The 16,841-nt window shown below is 63.0% G+C and carries 10 protein-coding genes; 5 read left to right on the top strand and 5 right to left on the bottom strand.

The annotated features are described in order from the left end of the window. Nucleotides 1-7: 7 nt before the first annotated feature. The 3 genes from ACFULT_RS22170 to ACFULT_RS22160 form a co-directional block, all read right to left on the bottom strand. Nucleotides 8-343, bottom strand: coding sequence for a hypothetical protein (locus ACFULT_RS22170; protein WP_378482513.1), 336 nt, complete (start codon nt 341-343; stop codon nt 8-10). Between the two features lie 88 nt (nt 344-431). Beyond that, nucleotides 432-1,034: a hypothetical protein gene (locus ACFULT_RS22165; protein ID WP_378482512.1), complete on the bottom strand. Its 603-nt coding sequence runs from the start codon at nt 1,032-1,034 to the stop codon at nt 432-434. Between the two features lie 32 nt (nt 1,035-1,066). Further along, nucleotides 1,067-1,483 (bottom strand): hypothetical protein, encoded by a 417-nt coding sequence (locus tag ACFULT_RS22160; protein ID WP_378482511.1) that lies wholly within the window; start codon nt 1,481-1,483, stop codon nt 1,067-1,069. Between the two features lie 206 nt (nt 1,484-1,689). Between ACFULT_RS22160 and mobF the strand changes: the two genes are divergently transcribed. Both mobF and ACFULT_RS22150 read left to right on the top strand, forming a co-directional pair. After that, entirely contained in the window at nt 1,690-7,926 is a 6,237-nt protein-coding gene (gene mobF / locus ACFULT_RS22155; protein WP_378482669.1) for a MobF family relaxase, read from the top strand. A 194-nt stretch (nt 7,927-8,120) separates the two neighbouring features. Further along, on the top strand, nt 8,121-10,514 hold the full coding sequence (locus ACFULT_RS22150; RefSeq protein ID WP_378482510.1) for a cutinase family protein: 2,394 nt from the start codon (nt 8,121-8,123) through the stop codon (nt 10,512-10,514). 443 nt (nt 10,515-10,957) lie between these two features. On the opposite strand, the gene ACFULT_RS22145 is transcribed toward ACFULT_RS22150, so the two are convergent. Continuing rightward, nucleotides 10,958-11,818 carry a hypothetical protein gene (locus tag ACFULT_RS22145; RefSeq protein ID WP_378482509.1) on the bottom strand — a complete coding sequence of 287 codons (861 nt, stop codon included), beginning with the start codon at nt 11,816-11,818 and terminating at the stop codon, nt 10,958-10,960. A gap of 340 nt (nt 11,819-12,158) precedes the next feature. On the opposite strand from ACFULT_RS22145, the gene ACFULT_RS22140 reads away from it, so the two are divergent. Together ACFULT_RS22140 and ACFULT_RS22135 are read left to right on the top strand one after the other, a co-directional pair. Then, nucleotides 12,159-13,121: a hypothetical protein gene (locus ACFULT_RS22140; protein WP_378482508.1), complete on the top strand. Its 963-nt coding sequence runs from the start codon at nt 12,159-12,161 to the stop codon at nt 13,119-13,121. A gap of 1,109 nt (nt 13,122-14,230) precedes the next feature. Beyond that, entirely contained in the window at nt 14,231-14,977 is a 747-nt protein-coding gene (locus tag ACFULT_RS22135; RefSeq protein ID WP_378482507.1) for a hypothetical protein, read from the top strand. 144 nt (nt 14,978-15,121) lie between these two features. On the opposite strand, the gene ACFULT_RS22130 is transcribed toward ACFULT_RS22135, so the two are convergent. Beyond that, nucleotides 15,122-15,715, bottom strand: a complete 594-nt coding sequence (locus tag ACFULT_RS22130; RefSeq protein WP_378482506.1) for a hypothetical protein — start codon at nt 15,713-15,715, stop codon at nt 15,122-15,124. A gap of 415 nt (nt 15,716-16,130) precedes the next feature. On the opposite strand from ACFULT_RS22130, the gene ACFULT_RS22125 reads away from it, so the two are divergent. Then, nucleotides 16,131-16,772, top strand: coding sequence for a hypothetical protein (locus ACFULT_RS22125; RefSeq protein WP_378482505.1), 642 nt, complete (start codon nt 16,131-16,133; stop codon nt 16,770-16,772). Nucleotides 16,773-16,841: the final 69 nt, after the last annotated feature.

Here is a 16,841-nt window from a genome sequence, read left to right as displayed (position 1 = left end):
GCGTCGTTCAGTAGTAGTCGTGGCGGTACGGGTCGCGGTAGTAATCGCGGCGGAGTGGGCGCCGGTCCGCGACACCGCTCGCGCCGCCGAGCAGAAACAGCGGAGCCATGAAAAACAGCACCCCAGCGATCGCCAGAAAAATAGCGATGAACGACGCCGATACGACCCAGATCGCGACGACGACCGCAATCCCACCGACGACGCGCAGAACGTTCGCAACGATCCCCTTCCAACCAGGATCGTTGTAACCGACGTAGTGCACCAAACAGATCACACCGCACACAGCGAGGATGGACAGCGGAACGAGCGGGCCGGCGGTGTCGGACAACAAAGACAGATCCACGGTCCAACTCCTTTCTCATCGTCCGACGGGTGTCGGTTCTGTCGTTCCTACATCAGGGGTCCGACACAGTCGCTGTGCGCGGGCGGTGTCAGAACAGTGTCGGTGCAGCGTCCCCGGCGACTGCGTGGCCGGCGAGAGCGGCGTGCAACAGCTCCGGGTCGTAGCCGTCTTTGAGTGCGTCGCGAATCGCGACGGCCCGTCCGTAGCGTCCGCGTGGATCACCACCAGCGGGTGCGGGTCCGATGTGTCGTCCCATCGCCACCGCGTGCGCAAGGTTCGCCGATTGTGTGCCGAGCTTGAGGTGCCCGTCGACGACACGCACACACAAGGTTTCGTCGCAGTCGTGCTCGCCGACGATGCCGTCACCGAGGTCTCCGTGCGCGAGCAACAACGCGAACCGGTGCGCCGACAGAGTGCGCGGGGTGTCACCGTCGGTGAAGGTGAATCGGCCGTAACCGTCCGGAAAGGACACCGCCGAACGCCACCACCAACACGTCGGAGTCTTGACGACCTTTTTCCAGAACCGCGCCACCGTTTTCTCAGCCAAGGGTTGTTGCAGCGGACGCCACAACCGCCGGTTGGGAACGAGCGGTGCAATGTCGGTGTCATCGCCGAACAATGCGAGCTGCACCGGCGGGGCTGGGGTGAGCGCGGCCTCGTCGTAGTCGCCGAACAACGACAGCTCGGTCATCTCACTACCCGCCACGAGTCACCGCCCCAGCGCTACGTCGTGGCCGCGTCGGACACGACGCGAGCACCGGTGTCGGCGGGGGAGGGACCGGACTGATCGGCGATGGCCGTCTCGCCTGCGGCCGTCGCGGCATCGGCACCGTGGGCGTCGTCGTCGACTGTGCCCGGCGCGGACGTCGAGTCGTCGAGCAAGGCAACGAGCTTGCGAGCTTGCCCGGTTCCGAGTCCGAGGATTTCGGCGGCTTTCGCGAGGGTGCCTTCTCGTTCGCGGATCGCCACGATTGCGTTCGCCATCACCCGCTGCGCCGCCTCGATCTGTTCGGCAGCGGTGAAATATTCGGTCATCGACGCGATGTTCGCGTCGTCGCGTGCCTTTCGGTCCGCGATGACCTTCTGGTGCGCGGCCCGCGCCCGAGCACGCGCGTTCTGTCGTGCCTGCGTCGATGCCATGGCGCTCACCTTAACCCGAACCACCCCGATTTTGCCGATTCCTGACACAACCTCCCCCCATTTCACTAATCCAACCACTGAACTCGACCACCTCGACTCCACAGACTGCCCGTCCCCATCTCACACTCTTTACGACCTCTTAAAACCCACACACCTCATGCACTGTGGATGCATGACGTGTTATCGCTGGTAGAGTCCGCGCTGTGATGGGTCTGCACAAGCTGACCGCTGGGGACGGGTACGAGTATCTGACTCGGCAGGTCGCGGCTGCCGATTCCACCGAACGAGGGGCCTCGTCACTGGCCGATTACTACTCCGAAAAAGGGGAGTCGCCAGGCCGCTGGGCGGGGTCAGGGTTGGCCGAGTTGGGATCGGTCGCACCGGGCCAGCAGGTGTCCGAGGCGCAAATGAAGGCACTGTTCGGGGAAGGGCTGCACCCGAACGCGGACATTATGTTCGAGCTGGCGATCGCTCAGGGCGCATCGAGCAAGGATGCGGAGAAGGCCGGCAAGTTGGGCCGGGCGTTCAAGATCGACTCCGGTGCCACGGCGTACCGGGTGGCGTGCGCGGAAGCGTTCGTCGCGCACAATCATTCGCACGGGGAGAAGTGGAACGCGGCGATCGAGCCCGAAGAACGTGCGCGGATCCGCACGACGGTCGGCACACAGATGTTCGCCAAGGAGTACAGCCGACCGCCGCTCGATGAGCGTGAACTGTCGGGGTGGGTGGCGAAGATCGGACGCCAGAAAACCACCGCTGTTGCAGGTTTCGACTTGACGTTCACACCGGTGAAGTCGGTGTCGGCGTTGTGGGCGGTTGCGCCGCGGGAGATGTCGCAGCAGATCGAGGCGGCGCACGAAGCGGCGATCGCCGCCGCCATCGACTATCTCGAGGAGCACGCGTGCTTCACCCGTGTCGGGACCGGTGGTGTTGCGCAGGTCGACGGCAACGGTTTGATCGCTGCACAGTTCACCCACCGCGACTCGCGTGCGGGGGATCCGAACCTGCACACCCACGTCGCGATCTCGAACAAGGTCGCGACGACTGGTGCGGATGGAACGATCAAGTGGTTGGCGCTCGATGGTGCTGCATTGTATCGCAACAACGTTCCCGCTTCCGAGGTCTACAACACCGTTCTCGAAGCGCAGTTGCGTGACCGGATCGGGGTGCGGTTCAGCGAACGCCCGTCCGCGGATCGGTCGAAGCGGCCGGTGCGGGAGATCGACGGCATGGACGATCGTCTCGCGCAGCGGTGGTCCTCACGGAGCGCTGCGATCAAGGTCCGCACCGCCGAACTCGCCCGCACCTTCCAAGCCGATCACGGCCGCGAACCGACCGCGATCGAAGCGATCTCACTGGCGCAACAAGCCACGTTGGAAACCCGCGCCGCGAAACACGAACCGGTCTCTCATGCCGATCAACGGTCCGGGTGGCGCGAGGAAGCGATCGAGATCCTGGGCTCGCGTGAGGAGCTGTCGCAACTTGTTGCGTCGATCACCGGACACACACCGGCAGCCCGCACCACCGAGCTGGATATGGCGTGGGCCGCGTGCACCGCCGATCACGTTCTCGGCATCGTCTCGCGGAAGCGATCACGGTTCCAGCGGCACAACATTCGCGCCGAAGCGTTGCGGCAAGTGCGCGCAGCGAACCCCGACACCGCGCGCATCGACGAGCTCGTCGAGACCGTCACCGACATCGCTTGCGGGGAAGGAATGTCGATCTACCTCTCCGGTGCCGCGAACATCGATCCGGCCGCCGAGATCGCACCACAACAGATGCGCCGCCGCGACGGACTGGACGTGCACACCCGCCACGAATCGGCCCTGTTGACCACCGAAGCTGTCCTCGATGCCGAAGCGCGGATCGTCGCACTCGCACAGCGCACCGACGGTGTTGCCGTCGATGAGAAGCACGTCGAGATGGCGCTACTGGAATCGTCGGCGAACGGCCGCGACCTCAACGCCGGCCAACGCTCACTCGTGCGGGCAATGGCGACCTCCGGTGCCAAGCTGCAGCTTGCACTCGCCCCGGCGGGTACGGGCAAGACGACCGCGATGAAAGCGCTCACGGTGTCATGGCAGAACGCGGGCGGCCGCGTCGTCGGGTTCGCACCGACCGCTGCTGCCGCCGCAGTCCTACGTCAAGATATCTTGACAACAACGGATACGTTGGCGAAGTTCGTCGACATCACCCGGAAGCTGCGCGACGGGCAATCGGTCGCGGTGCCGGAGTGGTATTCGGCGATCGGGGAGCACACGCTCGTCATCGTCGACGAAGCCGGAATGACCGGCACCCTCGACCTCGACGAAGCCGTCAGTGCGCTCGCCGAGCGCGGTGCGACGGTCCGGTTGATCGGCGACGATCAACAACTCGCCTCCGTCGCCTCGGGCGGAGTCTTGCGCGATATCCACGACCGCGTCGGCGCACTGTCGCTCTCGCAAGTGGTGCGGTTCCGCGACGCCGCCGAAGGCGCGGCATCATTGGCGTTGCGGGACGGCGACGATGCCGCGCTCGGCTTCTACCTCGACAACCGGCGCGTCCACGTCGGCTCGATCGCCACGGCCACCGACGACGCCTACACCGCGTGGGCGGCCGACTACGCGGGCGGCATGGACGCGATCATGCTCGCCCCCACCCGCGAGCTCGTCGCCGAACTCAACACCCGCGCCCGCACCGACCGCCTCGCCGCCACCGACGAACGAGTCGGGCGTGAAGCCGTGCTCGCCGACGGATTGTCCGCGAGTGTGGGGGACACCGTCCGGACGCGGTCGAACGATCGCCGCAACGCACTGTCGCGCACCGACTGGGTCCGCAACGGCGACCGGTGGATCGTCGAGAACGTCGGCGCCGATGGATCATTGCTGGTGCGCCATCTCGAACTCGGTCGCACCGTCACCCTCGACCCGGACTACGTCCAGTCCGCGACCGAACTCGGCTACGCCGGAACAGTCCACTCGGCGCAGGGCTCGACCGCCGACACCTGCCACGTCGTCGCCACAGGCGACGAAACCCGCCAACTCGCGTACGTCGCGCTCACCCGCGGCCGCCAGGCCAACCACATCTACCTCGCGACCGCGTCCGAGGGTGATCTGCACACCGCGATGACCGAACGCGGACTACTCCCACCGACCGCCGTCGATGATCTACGCGAGATCCTGCGCCGCGACGGCGCCCAAGTCTCCGCGCACTCCACCCTCGCTGCTGCCGACGATCCGCACCTGAACCTCGCCCCCGCAGCGCGCGCGTACGACTACTCCGTCGCCACCGGCTCGGAAATCCTCGTCGGCCCCGAGATGATGGCCGCGATCGACACCGCCGCCGAAGAAGAAGTGCCCGGTCTGACGGACGAACCGGCATGGCCGACCCTGCTCGGACACTTGGCGATCATCGGCGCACACGGACGCGACCCCGTCTCCGCACTCCGCACCGCTGTCCGGTCGCGGGAACTCGGCACTGCTGTCGACCGGGCCGCGGTCCTCGATTGGCGACTGGACCCCTCCGCCGGGCATTCCGCCGGGACCGGACCGTTGCCGTGGCTGCCTGCCATTCCGACACGGTTGGCGGAGCTCCCGGAGTGGGGTGACTACCTCACCGTCCGCGCCGACCTCACCACCGCCCACTGCGACGCGATCCGCACCGATGTCGCGGCGTGGACACCGACCAGCGCACCGGAGTGGGCACGCCCATTCCTGGGTGCAGGCACCGACGCCGATCTGGATCTGCTGGCGGATCTCGCTGTCTTCCGAGCGGCGCACGACGTCGATCCGATCGACCGCCGACCGACCGGACCGGAGCAGCTCGCCGCCGCGTCGGTGAAAGCGCAACGCGCACTCGACGACCGTGCCGCGGCGGTCATCGGATCCGGCAACGATGCGGTCGCTCGGTGGCGTCCGTTCGTCGACGAACTCGACATCCACATCGCCCGTGATCCGTACTTCCCGATCCTGGCCGATCGGTTCGCGGCCGCTGCGCGCGCCGGTATCGACGTTCACACCCTCGTCCGCGAGTCCTTCCACACCGCACCGCTGCCCGACGAGCTACCCGCTGCCGCACTGTGGTGGCGACTGTCGCGGGAGTTGTCCGCCCCGGCGCACGAGAGCGGCACCGGTGATGCCAGCGAACTCGCCCCGGTGTGGTCGTCGGAGTTGATCGAGATCCTCGGCTACGGCCCGGCCGTACGCGTGATGTCCGACCCCGCCTGGCCGTCCCTGGTCGCCACCGTCGACGCCGCCGACCCGGCCGCGTGGACGGCCGGGGAGTTGCTCGGAACGGCGTACGAGTTCCTGCACGGTGGCATCGACCCGGTCGATCACGGCGTCACCCTGCCCGCCCACGAACTCGCCACCGCACTGACGTGGCGGGCCGAGATGCTCGTTCGTGAGAACCACGCCGCCCGCACCTACATCGGCCCCGACGTCGAACCGATCACGGCCGAGGACGAAGAAGCACTCGCCCCCGTCGACGAGACGATCGGCGACACCGCCGCCGATGTGTTGCCGCCCGAGTTCGCCGACCCCGCCAATCTCCCGCCCGCCGTCAACGCACCCGCAACCCAGAGGGGGTCGGTCGATGCGCCGTCGCCGTCGATCCCCGACGGCTCCGACGCCGACTACCTCGCCTCTCTCGATCAGCTCGACACGCCGGTCGAGTACGACGACGCACCACCGCCCGATCCAGGCGAGGAATACCTACCCGACGAAGCCTCGGCGCCGAGCGGTGTCCCGGGCTACGACGACGTCGACCCGGACACCGTCCTCGATGTGCTCGACCGACTCGCCGACATCGTCGCCATCACCCCGGTCATCGAGCTGCCGTACCCGACGGCCAGCAGCGAAGAACGCGTACGCCTGCTTCGCATCGACCTCGAACAAGCACAGAACGCGGTACGCGAGATGCGCGCCGCGATCGACAACGGCACTAGCCCTTCACTCGCGTTCACCGACCCGATGATCCTCGACCTCCGCGCACGCGCAGACCGGCAGAAACCCGCCCGCATCGCCAAGCTCGACGCCGAACAGGACTGGATCGACGCCACTCTCGAAGCCGAAGCGCTGTGGCATCACATCGATACCACCGTGCGCCCTGCCGTCGACGCGACGCCTGACGTCGCCGCTGATGACGGCTTGCCCGAGGATGCGCAAACGCCGAACCCACGTGCACTTGCGCAACGCGAACTCGACTGGGAGATCTGGCGGGCACGCCTGGTCGACGAGACCGCCGCCTCAGCACGGATCCGTGCGCACGAGGCCGCCGCCGCCTACACGCGCGTCATCGATGCCGACGGCGGTGAAGTCACCGACATCGACGTCCTCACCGCCCGCAACACCGCGCTGGACATCGACCTCGGCGCACTGGCAGAGCTGCGCGCCGACGCCGACAAGATCGAGAACGCGCTCTGGCGGGCCGAACACTCCGCCCGCCGCGCCGCAATGAACACCCCCGACGTCGACACAGAACCGAGCGCCGACGTCGCGGCCGGGACCGACGTCGTCGCGGTCGAACCGAGCAAGCTGGAACCCGCTAGCACGGCAGTCGACGCACCCGCACCTGCAGACGTGACACAGACCGACGTACCGGCCCCGTCCGAGACCGTGGAGCTCGAACCGGAGCCCGAAACTGAGACCACGCTGTCCGACGCCGACGCAGCCCTGCTGGCGGCGATGCAGCAACACCCGATCCGACTCGTACCCGATGCGGAGCTCAACGCCCTCGTCGACCGAGCCGGACGGGGACGTATCGAACCCACCGTCGTCGCGGATACGGAGAAGCTGTACGCCCGTCTCGACGAACAAGCTGCAGCGATCGAAGCCGCCCGCGAACTCGACACCGAATTGGCCCGAATCACTGCCGACCACGAGGCAGCGCGCAGCCAGCACGCCACACTGACCGACCGCATATCCAACGCGAAGCGGCGTGAACGCAGGACACTCGAACCCGCCGTGGCCGAAGCGCGACTACGAGAAGAACGCCTCGCCCGCCAGGTCCGCGACACCCAACGCGCCGCCGGCGACGCCGCCGGACGCGTCGGCGCCGACCCCAACAATTGGCCGGCCATTACGGCACGCGCCACCGACCCGCACCACCGCGCCGCCGACTTGACCGCCGCCACCGTGTTCGACGATGCCATCATCGAACGAGGCCGACGTCAGCGAACAGTGACGTTGGCCAGCGAGCGTCATACCGCCGAACAACGCATCCGCGCTGACTCGGCGACAGCCAAGCAGATCGAAACGGTTGCAATCGACGGGGTCACTGACACCGCCGACCGTCGAACACCCGACGCGCGGCCCGCCAACCCGGACGGGCAGAAGATTGCACGCCTGCTTGCGGACGCACCCGGACCTGGACGTTCGAAAAGCCCTTCTCGCACGAGGGATCCGGAACAACCACCGGACACTGTCGTCACCGAACGCCAGCACGACAATGGCCACGGACTGTAGAACGCGGGCATCCGCCCCCGAGGGCGATTTCATATTTGAGTTCGACCCGCTCAGCAGTCGGATCTGGGTCGATCGTTCGAACGATAGGAGGACCGCGGAAGCAGGGGTTTAATCTCACGTATGGCCACCCCTCTTGAGGCGATCGCGCGACTGCTTGTGCACCTGAGGGTTCTCGAAGACATTGGCGGCTACCAATGAGTCGGACATCTCTCCCGCGGAGTTCGAAGCGCAGTTATCGGTTGATCGTGCTGGCCGTTGCTCTCATAACGGCCGTAGAAGTAGCGACACCCGCAATCGGAGTGGCACAGCCTTCTGGTGATTGCTCAACGGCGGTGTACTTCGTTGGAGCTCGCGGTTCGGACGAGCCCTTGAACAGTGACGACTGGGACAGCCCATCCAACTTCGGCGGTCCGGTCCGCAGTTTCTACGACAGGGTGGCGGCGACGGTGGGGGCAGACCGGATTGCAGTACGTCCGGTCATTTATCCAGCGAGCGAGGTCGAATCGCTTTTAGCTCCACGCGTCAGTCCCACGCTGCAAACCGAGTTGCACAGAAGTATGGACGATGGCGTGAAGGCCGTCATCAAAGATCTGCAGATCATTACCGAACGGATCGAGCGGACCGGGTGCGGAGACGCACAGATTGTGTTGGCGGGCTATTCGCAAGGCGCGATGGTCATACACCGAGCAATCCTGCAACTCGTCAACGAGGACACGGCGTTGAGTCGAGCAGTGTTCAAACATCTCACTGCGGCGTACTTGATTGCCGATGGCCATCGTGTGCCCGGTGACCGAATGGTGACGGAGGGTTCGGCAGTCAGTAGCGACGGCGGAATCAACCCGTTGACGCAAAAGTTCCCGGATTGGCTCGCTAGCCGCATCTACAGCATCTGTGACTATTTGGACCCCGTCTGTTCGATCAATCCGAGCACACGCAGCATGCTTGCAGTAGCGGGATTCAGAGCCGTGGCACCTGCACCCGTCTTTAACTGGGTACAAGGCGTTGCAATGAAAACATTCGGGACGCAGCCTGTGAACCCGAATGTCCTGCGAGCACACGAAAACTACGGCCAACGGACCAATGCAGGCTCCAGCGCGACATCGATCGCTAGCAAGGTACGAGCTGGCGTCGCTGTTGCCGATCGTGGCCGCCCATCGAGGCCAGCCACACCACCTCGCAATCAGCCGGGAGGACCTTCAGCTCCTCCCACTCACGAGCCCGACGGCACCTCGTGTCGCGACCTGCCTGGAACCGACCTTGATTTCAACGTTGGCAAAGGATGCTCGGCCGACGACACCTCGACCGCAATCCTGAACTCGTTCGGCATCGACAGTCGCAACCTATGGGAACGGTACCTGCGTGAAGGCGATTGGGAGGACGCCATTGGCCATCCCCTCTTTCAATACGGCGTAAGTGCAAAACTTGACTCGACCGCGATGCTTCGATTGTCGCAAGGCGGGACTGGTTCAGTGTGGGCTTATGACAACATGATCATCGACGCCAGCGCGGCCGGTGCAGACTCGTTGGTTTGGGTGATCGGAAATCGATCAGATGTCCACGCTCACGCGGACCGTGGATCCAAGGTGAGCGTCGGCGCATATGACGGGTCGGTGGTTGATGTAGCGGCAGCCGACCAGTCCATCGCGTCTGTTAATGCTTCCAGTATGGATGCCCGCGTTCGTGCGGAGGATGGTTCTACGGTCTACGTTGCTTCCGGAGACCTCAAGCTCGATGTGCGAGCTACCTCGCATTCCACCATCTACCTACAGCTGTACGGCGAAGGCCCGACAGATTCGGTCGCAACAATTGACGCGAAAAACGGTGGATCTGTCACCATCCGCGGCCCGCTTAATTCGGACGGATACCACGTCGACGGCTGGATACAAGGTCAGTTGACGGCTATGGCCGACGGAGACGGTAGCCGCGTCGATATCACGGCATCGAACCTCACCGGGACTCTGACAGTTTTCGCTACTCGCGGGGGTTACGCCTACATTTTGGATCGCGAAGAGGGCTTCGAGGTGGGGTGCATCGGCGGTGTCACGTCTGTGACGACCTCTGCTGGGTCATGCGAAAGCGAAGGCGAGATAACCACGATCACTTACCCCGACGGCTCCAAAGCAGTATTCCATGGAGTCAACACCGGACATTTCCTCTCGAACGCTCAACCCATGGTGGACTCGGTCTCCCATAACCATCTGACCGAATCAGTGTCCGTTGACGTTGACACGCCCGGCCCAGTCCAAACGGCTGGCAGCGCCAGCCGCCGAATTTACTCCGAGACGGTGGCGTCACAGGTCGACCAACCCGGTTCGGTAGGAGCAGGGGATTCAAGCCTTCGACCAAGCCTTGAGGACAGCCATGAACTCCCCGGGGTGACTTCGGGCCCAACTTCGGACACCGCCCCGTCGGAAGATTCAAACGACGACGCCAAACACAGCACACCGAGCGTCGACTCCGAGACAATCGGATCGGGAGCCCACATGCCTTCAACAGAGACTCCTGAGGACGGTGAGAGCCAGACTACATACGCAGTCGCGGAAGCTGCGGAGCACGAAAGCCAGGTGACTGACGATGCGGGTGAGTAGAGTCACCTGTCACGCTCGAAACACCAGAAACGCGACCCCAGCGGCCGCCAGTGCAGGCGACGTACCGGCCGCGTTCGATGCCCTTGAGCCCGAACCCGAGAGCGCACTGCCCAACGCAGCCCTGTTGGCGACGATGCAGCAGAATCCGATTCGACTCGTAACCGATGCAGAGCTGAACGCACTCGTCGACCGCGCGGACGTGGACGGGTCGAACCGACCGTGGTCGCAAACTTCAGTCACCTGCCGCGCACTTCCCCTACAAACTGGGGAAGCTTGCACCGGAACGTTTACACAATGGATGTCGTCGAGCCGACGTTGAAGACCGCCCGCGGCTTTGTCCTGAGATAGGTGCAGCTCGTTTTCGGATCAATCCGAACCGAGAAAGAGGAAAGTCTCAGTGGGGTGTGGCCGACCCGCGCATGCCCGAACTACGACGGCGCGGTTCATTCTGCTGGACCAAATTGTGGGCACTGATGGGTGAGCGCTGCTACGTCGAACTGGCGCCGCCTTTGAGTCTCGTCCACAAAAGACTGCGGGTCCGCCAACGCTTCCTCCCACGCCTTGACCGTTTCGTCGGGCGACGGACCAGCCACGTCCTCCCGTTGAGCTACCGAGTCACGCGACATCTTCGCGCTTTCGTACATTCCTTGGATGTACGAAGCAGGGTCATCGAGTATGTAGCCGTATTTGTCGTCGAGGTACTCGGACCCACGGGTTACGAGGGATCCTGGGTAGTCCGCGATGCTGCTGCAGATGTCCCGCCCCGCGTAGCGAAGAGCATGAGGGGTTGCTCGCAGCCGATCTTCTAGCCCGTAACCGCGGAGGCCGACTGCGACTGTGTAGCTGTCACACACCGCCCGCGCGAAGGCCGCGTCCCCGCCTTCAGGTACGTCGACGAACACCTCACTGGCGTCGACGAATGCAGTTGCAGGATCGCCGAGATAGGTGCCGTTTTGCATGCTTCTTCGCACGTAATCACCCATGGTGGTCAGCTCATTGATGTCTGAATCGACCATTGGTTGCTCGCTCCAGGCGTCGGCAATCTGCTGCGGGCTTGAGTTGGGGCCTTCCGCGTCGACGCAACGGGCCGTGGACGAGCTGGGGTTGGAAGCAACCGTTTCTCCGGCGGCTGTTTGTCCATCGACGGTCCCCCCGGGGTTCGATGAGCATCCCACGACCGCGGACGTGGCGATCGCAAGGACGAACAGGATGTCAAGCTGGCGGGACCTGCGCATGTGGGCGATAGTCGCATACAAACTCTTCCAATGACTCGCTGGCGGGGCGAATTCATTCAATTGATCCACGCTGCCCTTATTTCTGGGTTTTGTCGTCGGTCTCTCCACCCTCGACGCTGCGGGTGTCGGCTCCGGTATGGACGCGCCCGTTCCTCGCCACGGTCATCGACGCGGACCTCGATCTGCTCGCCGATCTCGCAGCTTCCGCTCGCGCATTGCTGCTTCTAGCGCGTTGATTAGGGCGACAGTCGCCGTCTGTCCACGGTTATTCCTTTTTAGCCAAGACGGCGGCCACGACCGCAATGCTGGCCCGAGAGCGCAGGAAGCTGTCTGCTCGCGATCAAGCCCGGCTGGGTGTAGGTCAACTGAATGATGGTCTCGCCGAGGACATTGTCCTTACAGTCCAGGAATGGTCTCGCGCTCCGCCCTCCAGTCGTTTTCATTCACGGTGAACGCCTGTGTCCTCGCGTTGATGGTGGTTGCCTGCGGATCGGGTAACCCAGGCAACGCCGAACTCGACCACGATGGGTCAAGCCCCACGTCGGTTCTTGAGACGTTGCAGCCGATTGCCGACTCCGCGTGCGTTGACGCCAATATCGACAACTTGGACAGACCCGCAATCCTCAACCGGATCGCGAGCAATTTCGATGCACTATCGGGCATCGAGGAAGGGTCGGAGGAATCGTTGGCCGACTGGATGGTTCAGTCCAAAGACGCGCTGAGACAGCAAGCGAATGACGGCGTTACCCACTTTCCTTGGGGGCCGATCCCGCAGAACGGCCTTGCGACGTACGTTCGAGAAGCGTGTGATCTCATGTCTGCGTTGTACGAATACCCGGCGCCTCGCGAGCGTGCACAAAGAGTGCCTGGGGCGATGATTCTGGATGCGATTACCACCTGTACAACGTGGTCCGAGGAGAACCGAGCCCTTCAATCAAAGCGGACAACGGCCATCGAGGACGAGATCAAGGCAGGCAAGGCCGGTGCGCTCGTTGCATCGCTCCAGCTTCGCTACATATGCCCTCAGTTGGCGAGTGGTTCAGCCTATCTCGTGCCGAATGCATCAGAGATCGACCTTGTAGGCCGGTGGATCGGAACCTCGTATCTCTCCGGCGACCCCATCAGCACCTGGACGGCCACGATTACCACATCGGAGCCACTGATAGGCCAGATCGATTTCGAGACCTGCACCGTGCGAGTGTCAGAACTGAGCAGAGAAGCCGACAAGATCGAGCTTGAGCTCGCACATGTCAACGGTGAGGTCGACTGCGGAATCGAGCCCGCCGAACTGCAACTTCGCAATAGTGACAGCGCAGTGCTCTTCGATGAGGGGCTGGGTGGTGGAGTGACGATGCTGCTCGCTCGCCAATGACAACCGCCGCCTGACAGTGAAAGCGCGCGAGTCCGCCGTCGGCGGCGAACGGGTGCTGACGTGTGGAGTCGGCTCGGGAACGCTGCTGCTGCACAGCGATGGGGATAGGCGTACTGACGTAACTGTCAAGACATCTTGACGGTTACGTTGCTGACGAGGGTGATCCGTCGCTCGACGTTCAGCTCGCTGAAGCTGCGTCAGTGATCTACCTTTGATTGGTCACGGCGCGAAAACGTAAGAGCCGACGCCTGTTCCCCCGTCGAAGGTCGATGCGATCGAGAACAGTGGCGCCCGATGCCGCAGGGGCGCGGGTGAGTTGATCGTGACGTGCTGGATGTGACTGAACGGTGCGATGCCGTTGAGCCATGCGACACCGATATCTGCTGTGCCGGAATGGCGCGTGCCGGGCTATCCCGGCACGCGCCAATGACCCGAATCACCGCGCCGCCGACATCGAGGATGCAAAACGTTCGACATCGCAGTCGGAGAGCAGAGGGTTGACGCAGACGAATGGTCACGATGGTGCCCGATCGCTATATCGCCGAACAGAATGTTAGCGCTCAGTCCGATGCGCTTCGCTCTCCAGCGCCGTCCCGGACCTAGGGGATCACCGACCGGAGTGATGGTGCGCCCATGAACTCACCAGAATCACAAGCACCACCCACTGGGCTCGTCCCACAGGTCAGTGCGGTGACACAGGGCTCGGCGGCTAAGGACTGGCAGAGTCTTGGGTCTGGGCACGACGTCGAGCGTGAACTGGACAACAGTCTCGACCGCGGACTGTAGGGCAAGAAACATCGAAAGCTGGAACTCCGAAGAGTTGTCGATTGAATGAACGATATGGAGCGCAGCGAATCGTTGCTAGATTCCGCTCCATGTCCCTCACGTCCAGGCCCATTCAGCGGTTCTTCGCCACGGTATGCGGAGCAGTGCTCCTTATCGCTGGTTGCAGCACCGATGAGACTGTGGCGGTCGAGCAGCCGAACGACAGCGGTTCCATCAGTTCGGTGGTCGAGACCAACGGTTCGACCACAACGTCGGCAGCAAAAAGCGCTTCGGACCTGTCCGACTTGACCGGAATACTCGTAGGCCGCTGGAACGGAAGCAGCATGCCGTACGAGATCGGCACCATCGACCCCGACACCGCGGAATACACGAAGTACGCCGAGCTGGGAGGCCGTACCTTCCAGGAAGGTCCGGGCACTGCCCTGTCCCCGGACCTGACCCGTCTTGCGGCGCGCAAGACGGAAGCCGATGGGACCGAACTCGCCGGTTGGTACGACCTGGACGGGACATTCGTTCCCGGCGGCCCCGAGATCGTCAACGGCAAGTTCGCGCAAGCTCAACACTTCGAGTCAATCAGGTTCGACTACCAAGGTCGACTCAACTATGCCGTGAAAACCGAGGGAACAATCGACTATCGTTACTTCGTCGTCGACCCCGATACCCAGCAATCGACCCAGATTAACTCTTCTGGCGGATACGGGGTCCAGTTCCTTCCCGACGGAACCTACGCTCAGCCAGAAAGCTGCTACCACGAGGTCTACTCGTTCACCCCGACAAACAAAGCCCTGTTCGTCGACTACGGAGAGGCGACTGACTCTCAGATCTACCTCGCCGACTTCGCCTCACTCCCGTCTATCGGAAGCTGTGGCCCGACAGGCCAAGCGCTGTTGCCGGAAACAAATCCCACTCAGGTCGCTCAACCAGTCATGACAAGAGACCAACAAAGTGTGGCATTCCTGCTCGGTCGCCCAAACAATCTCGAGCTTTACACCGTCGACCTTGCAGGCGGCGAGCCCAAAGAAGTACCCGGTGACTGGTCAGACTTCACGCTGATGGAGTGGCGAGGTTAGTCTGCGACTTGAAGATCCAACGCAATTCAATAGGCCGATTCTCGCGCGTTGTATCTGGATCGCTCGATTCGCTGCTTCGATCAAGTATTTGCCGGGCCAAGGCCCGCCGCCGCTCTCCAATTATCGTTCTCAAAGTGGTCGGATTCAGCCGTAGTACTGCGGGCACAGAAAGTCAGACGCGGCCTGCTGTGTTGGCAGCAGCCGTTGATATGCAGGATCGTTTGCAAGTTCACCGACCGATTCGTCCTGCGGGTTCGGTAGACCCATTTGGGAATAGGTTCGAAGACCGACGCACTGGAAGTAACCCATCTCAAGGACTTCGCCGGGGGCCGAGGTATCGCTCACCTCGGGTAGGGCGTCGCAGAATACGTTGAGGAATTGGGTTTGCCCGCCCGGCGGGGTCTCATTGACGACGGCAGCGAAATCTCCGGTCGTGTAGGTCTCTCGTGTTACCGGCCCTTTCGTTGCGTCGATGCTGTTTGCGATCTCGTCGGGCGTGAGGTTCTGCCCGTCCGGTAGCCCGCACGTGTCTGTCGCTGCCAGCGCTTTAGGTTCCGGTATCGACACAGCAGATGGTGTCGGGAGCGTTTCAGCATTAATCTGCGAGGTCGCGCTCGGAACGGGCAGCGTGTCCTCACTGTCTTCGCTGCCACAACCGGCGACCGCCACAACAGCGAAGACGCTGCACGCCGCACGCCTCAAAGGTTGACTATCCATACGCCAAGCGCGGGTCTGCACCAAGCTCTCCGATCGGCTGTCTCAAGGTTGTTGGGGCGGATGCTAACAACTGATCAGGACCGCCGTCTGTCCTACATTTGATCGACCCGCAAGGCTCAAGGAAACTCGCGACCTTCAGAATCGCCGAGCCGCCGTATTCAAGTGCGTCGTTGACCCCATCCGTGTAGACCTACTGGGGACAGCGTGTCATTATCCAAGAATGCGTAAGCTTCGGTCGAAAGTCATTGTTCTAGGCGCTGCGTTGAGCGGGATTCTGTTTACCCTCAGTTGCTCCGGTTCGTCGGGTAGCCCTGGTTCGTCGGGTACCACTGGCTCGGCCGAAGAAGCCAGCGGGCCGACCCTAGGAATCACGTGGGCCGGCAACCAAGAGGGTTACGGTGCCGTCAAGCCCACCCGAATTTTCAACGGTGGATCCGTGTCAGGCACCCTTGACCAGATTGAGTGGTCCAGCTGGGGCGACGCGGCGGCGCTTGGTACGGGTTTCGGTTACACCGATGGCGTCGATGGCATGAAGTTGCCGGCCGAGGTCAGAGCGTTCGACTTGGGCGACTGTCAGGGCGCTGTAGCGTATCGAGCAGTGAGCTGGTGGTTCCCATCTCAAGGTGAGGGCTTTGACCCTGGCCGGGCGACCCAGATTTGCGGCGGGGGGCTTGGGTCGACGAGCGACGTGCAAGCTGGCGGGTCACCCAAGGTGACAAAAGGCGGCGAGCCGGGCTCGAACTTTCGCAATGGCTATGCGGGCGCTGGTCGTTGGGAGAACTATTACTGCGGTCAAATAGAAGCGGCAGTCCCGTCTTACGCTGACGACACCGGAAAATGGGATGTAGGGGTTGCGCCATTTCCCCTTGGCACGACACAAAAGAATGGCTGTGACGATGCTCTAGACTTGTTTAGCCAATTTACTAAAGATCCACCTGATGTTGGCGGTGGATTTTTCTCCAACGATTCTGACTACTTCGTGAACGGGGCTCGTTGTTTCTGGCTTTCAGGCGTGCGCGCGTCAGTTGTCTGCGATCCTCCGAACAACAACAGAGTCCTGATGTTCTCGCATAATTGATCGTGTACATTTCGCCGATTTCGCCGATTTCGCCGATTGCGATGTTGACGAGCCCGCGTCGTTAGTGGC

Origin of the sequence: Rhodococcus sp. NPDC057297, from assembly GCF_042667435.1 — a bacterium.
In the GTDB taxonomy this organism is placed as follows: domain Bacteria; phylum Actinomycetota; class Actinomycetes; order Mycobacteriales; family Mycobacteriaceae; genus Rhodococcoides.
The sequence above is the reverse complement of the archived record's forward strand: the minus strand, read 5'-3'. Positions and strand labels throughout refer to the sequence as shown.

Excerpts from the sequence above, each read along its gene's own strand:
- mobF (WP_378482669.1), top strand. The coding sequence starts at position 1,690 with ATGGGTCTGCACAAGCTGACCGCTGGGGACGGGTACGAGTATCTGACT.
- ACFULT_RS22160 (WP_378482511.1), bottom strand. The coding sequence starts at position 1,483 with ATGGCATCGACGCAGGCACGACAGAACGCGCGTGCTCGGGCGCGGGCC.
- ACFULT_RS22150 (WP_378482510.1), top strand. The coding sequence starts at position 8,121 with ATGAGTCGGACATCTCTCCCGCGGAGTTCGAAGCGCAGTTATCGGTTG.
- ACFULT_RS22140 (WP_378482508.1), top strand. The coding sequence starts at position 12,159 with ATGGTCTCGCGCTCCGCCCTCCAGTCGTTTTCATTCACGGTGAACGCC.
- ACFULT_RS22165 (WP_378482512.1), bottom strand. The coding sequence starts at position 1,034 with ATGACCGAGCTGTCGTTGTTCGGCGACTACGACGAGGCCGCGCTCACC.
- ACFULT_RS22135 (WP_378482507.1), top strand. The coding sequence starts at position 14,231 with ATGCCGTACGAGATCGGCACCATCGACCCCGACACCGCGGAATACACG.